The 4,001-nt window shown below is 50.7% G+C and carries 4 protein-coding genes; all 4 read right to left on the reverse strand.

Translation table 11 applies throughout. The features are described from left to right. Positions 1 to 153: 153 nt before the first annotated feature. On the reverse strand, positions 154 to 1,002 hold the full coding sequence (gene hexR, locus ACTHUE_RS12270) for a DNA-binding transcriptional regulator HexR (RefSeq protein ID WP_004519348.1): 849 nt from the start codon (positions 1,000 to 1,002) through the stop codon (positions 154 to 156). A gap of 77 nt (positions 1,003 to 1,079) precedes the next feature. Then, positions 1,080 to 2,060, reverse strand: a complete 981-nt coding sequence (locus tag ACTHUE_RS12275) for a glucokinase (protein ID WP_070461367.1) — start codon at positions 2,058 to 2,060, stop codon at positions 1,080 to 1,082. Then, a complete protein-coding gene (gene pgl / locus ACTHUE_RS12280) occupies positions 2,041 to 2,736 on the reverse strand; it encodes a 6-phosphogluconolactonase (RefSeq protein WP_070461366.1) in 696 nt (231 codons plus the stop codon). Before pgl ends, ACTHUE_RS12275 begins: the two co-directional genes overlap by 20 nt. Before the next feature lie 63 nt (positions 2,737 to 2,799). Continuing rightward, on the reverse strand, positions 2,800 to 4,001 hold a 1,202-nt coding region (zwf, locus tag ACTHUE_RS12285), incomplete at its 5' end, for a glucose-6-phosphate dehydrogenase (protein ID WP_440402919.1).

A 4,001-nucleotide genomic window follows, 5' to 3' on the forward strand; every position in this document is an offset into this window, starting at 1 on the left:
GGTGTTTCATCGGATGCTCTCCTGGATAGTGGACAGTTTTGTTGAGAAAACGGCCGTGAGGTCGTCTGAAACGGGAACGGGGTGGTTTCCGTTTTTTGAGGTTTCAGACGGCCTTGATGTGGGTTGGAGCCGTCTGAAGATATCAGTGAAGAATCAATCTTTATCGTATTCGATGTGTTTGTTATGTATGCTTTTTTTACTTTTTTGCAGTTGCGTGCTGGCAGTATCGCCCAAGCGCAAGGCCAAGCCGATAGCAAGAATGTCGATAACGGCCAACTGCAGAAGGCGGGACACCATAGGCGTATAAAGCTCGGCATTTTCCTGAGTGGCAATGCTCAATACACAGTCGGCCATTTGAGCCAACGGCGAATCATTGCGGGTCAGCGCGATAACGGCTGCGCCGTTTTCTTTGGCGATACTGGCCGCGTCCAACAATTCGATAGATGAGCCGGTATTAGAAATCGCCACCAACACATCCTGCTCGGTCAACACGGAAGCTGCCATCAACTGGGTATGCGTATCGACATAGGCAACGGTGGACATACCGAAGCGGAAGAATTTGTGTTGCGCATCTTGGGCAACGATGCCGGAGTTGCCGACTCCATAAAACTCAACGCGTCGCGCGTGCATCAGAATGGCAATCGCGTTTTCCAGCTCGGATTCTTTCAGAAAGCGGCGCTCGCCCAAGAGGGAGGCTGCGGCGTTGCCCAACACTTTTTCGACCACGCTGCCCATGTTGTCATCGGCGTTTAATTCTTCATGAACGTAAGGCATACCTTCATGACCGATACTGGCAGACAAAGCGAGTTTGAACTCAGGCAAGCCTTTGTAACCCAAGCTGCGGCAGAAACGGATTACAGTCGGCTGACTGACGGATGCACGCTCGGCGATTTCGGCCACAGCGGCATGAACGAACCATTTCGGCTCGGCCAACGCAGATTCGGCAACTTTGCGTTCTGCGCCGGAGAGATTGGACAATGATTCGCTGATTTTGCTTAACATATACTCTACCCTTTGATTTTTTGACGTTCAGGACAAGGGTTTTTTCCACCCCCTGCCCTGCACCGCCGTTTGTGTGTTTAAACGTTATTTAAATGATTGTCTAATGCGACCGCCGCGCCGACGATGCCCGGAAACTCGCTCAATACGACATACACGGGAATAGCGGCAAGATAAGCCTCAAAGCGGCCTTTATTTTCAAAGCGGCTGCGGAACGGGGACGTTTTAAAGTAATCCAACACGCGCGGGATAATGCCGCCGCACAAATACACGCCGCCGCGCGCACCCAATGACAAAGCCAAATTGGAAGCAACCGTACCCAGCATGGCGCAGAAAATATCCAAAGTCTGACGGCAAATCGGCGATGTTCCGCTCAATGCCTTATCGGTGATTTCCGAAGGTTTCAGACGGCATTGTTTGATGTTGTCGCGTTTGGCCAATGCTTCGTAAATCAGGCTCAAACCTGCGCCGCTCAAGAAACGCTCGGCAGAAACATGGCCGTATTTGTTTTTAGCGTATTGCCAAATCAACACTTCCATATCGTCAAACGGCGGGAAGCTGGTATGGCCGCCCTCGCCTGCCAATGCCACCCAGCCGGCAGCGCTGTGCACCAAACCGCTGACACCCAAACCGGTACCCGGGCCGATAACGGCTTTAGGTGCAAATTCGATGGGCTTTTGACCGCCGATTTGTACCAAGTCATTCTTTTCAGTTTTGGTCACTGCCAAAGCTTGGGCGGTAAAATCGTTCAACAGAATCAACGTTTCAAAACCCAAAGCCTGACGGGTGGTCTCGATGGAAAACGCCCAGTGGTGGTTGGTCATCTGCACCCAGTCGCCCAAAATCGGATTGGCAATCGCAAAGGCGGCGTGCAAAACTTTCGGGCTGCCTGCGCGTTCCAAATAAGTTTTGACGGCATCAACGACGGTATCGTAATCTTTACAAGGTAAAACTTCAGCCTTCTCAATCACTTGCGGTGCAGTTTCAAGCGCAAAACGGGCATTCGTACCGCCGATATCGGCGACCAGGCGGGGATAAGCTTCAGTGTGCATAGTAGACATGGCAGTTAATTCCTTGGTGATTGAGAATCAGGCTGGTCGGATATTCGGTATCAGCCCTTGTGGCAGCTTTATCAAATACTGCTTTTTTCTCTGCGCCTTGAATGGCCAAAAATACATTCGGCGTCTTGGCAATCGCACCCAAAGTCATGCTCACACGCTCATGCGGCGCGGTAACCGGCGTAGTATGAATCAATGTCGGGTCATCAGCTTCATTGATTGCGGCCTGTAATTGAGGCGCTTGAGGGAACAACGACGCTGTATGCCCGTCTCCTCCCATGCCCAACACCAGCACGTCAGGTTGCTTGTAATGTTTCAATGCATAAGCAACGACAACTTCAGGTTGTAATTCAGTTTCAGACTTTCCGTCTTCAACAACAGGAATCCATGTGGCAACGGCCGCGTTATTTTTGAGCAGATATTCACGTACCAAGCCTGTATTGCTGTCGGCATGCGTGGTCGGGACAATACGCTCGTCCACCAAAGTAATGCCGACATTTTGCCAATTTAAATCTTTTTGCGACAAAGCCTCGAAAAACGCAATCGGCGAACGACCGCCGGAAACAGCCAAAACCGCATGGCCTTTCTCATTCAACGCGGTTTGTAATGCAGCGGCAACGGCATCAGCGAGAGCCTGCGCGGCAGTTGCAGCGTTTTCTTGTTCGTGCCAAACAAACATGTTTCGTCCTTTCATGGTTTCAGACGGCCTTTTGTTGGAAAACAAGGCCGTCTGAAAGAAATATTATTGCTCTTCGTGCCACTTGTTGCCGTCACGCGCCAACAGCGCGCGCGCAGCTTCAGGACCCCAAGAATGGGCTTCGTAAGCATGCGGAGGCGTTGTATTGTTCGCCCAGTTTTCCAGGATAGGCATCACATATTCCCAAGCGGCTTCGAGTTCGTCGCGGCGGTTGAACAAAGCGAGTTTGCCGTTAATCACATCCAGCAGCAGGCGCTCATAAGCCTCAGCGCGGCGGCCCTCTACTGCTGTGCCCAAGTCCACGCCAATCGGTGTCACTTCGACTTTGTTGCCTGCACCCGGGGTTTTTACTTGAGTGTAAAGGCGGACGGATTCGGTCGGTTGTAGTTCAATAACCAAACGATTCGGCGCAGGTTGGCTGTTGTCAAAAATATGGTTTTGCAGCGGATGGAAGTTCAACACGATTTCCGCCACTTTTCCTGCCATGCGTTTGCCGGTACGTAGGTAGAAAGGTACGCCTTTCCAACGCTCGTTTTCAATTTCGGCTTTGATGGCAACATAGGTTTCAGTGAAGCTGTCTTTCGGTACATCGACTTCTTCCAGATAGCCGTTCATGCCGTTTGCTGCAACATATTGGCCGCGAATAACATTTTCGTTGACGGATTCGATGGTCAGCGGTTTCAGCGATTTAATGACTTTTACTTTCTCGTCGCGTACGGCATCCGCATCCAAGCTCGCCGGTGCTTCCATGGCAGTCATACAAAGCATTTGCATCAAGTGGTTTTGCACCATATCGCGCAACGCGCCGGTAATGTCGTAAAACTCGCCGCGTTCTTCCACGCCCAACTGCTCGGCGATGGTCAGCTGTACACTTTCAATATATTTGTTGTTCCACAAAGGCTCGAACATCACATTGGCAAAACGCAAGGCCAGCAGGTTTTGCAGGCTTTCTTTACCTAAATAATGGTCGATACGGTAGATCTGCTCTTCTTTGAAATAACGGGCCACATCTGTATTGATTTGCTGGGAAGAAGCCAAGTCCGTACCCAACGGTTTTTCCAAAACTACGCGCACGTTATCGGCATTCAAACCGATTTCGGCAAGGTTTTCACAGGCTTGCGCAAAGAATTTCGGCGCAGTTGAGAGGTAGATCACGACATTCTCAGTATTCTTGCGCGCTTTTACCAAGTCGCCCAAAGCAATGAAGTCGTCTTTCTTTGTCACATCGACTTTCAAATACTCAAGAC

This window comes from Neisseria sp. P0021.S005 (genome assembly GCF_051956955.1).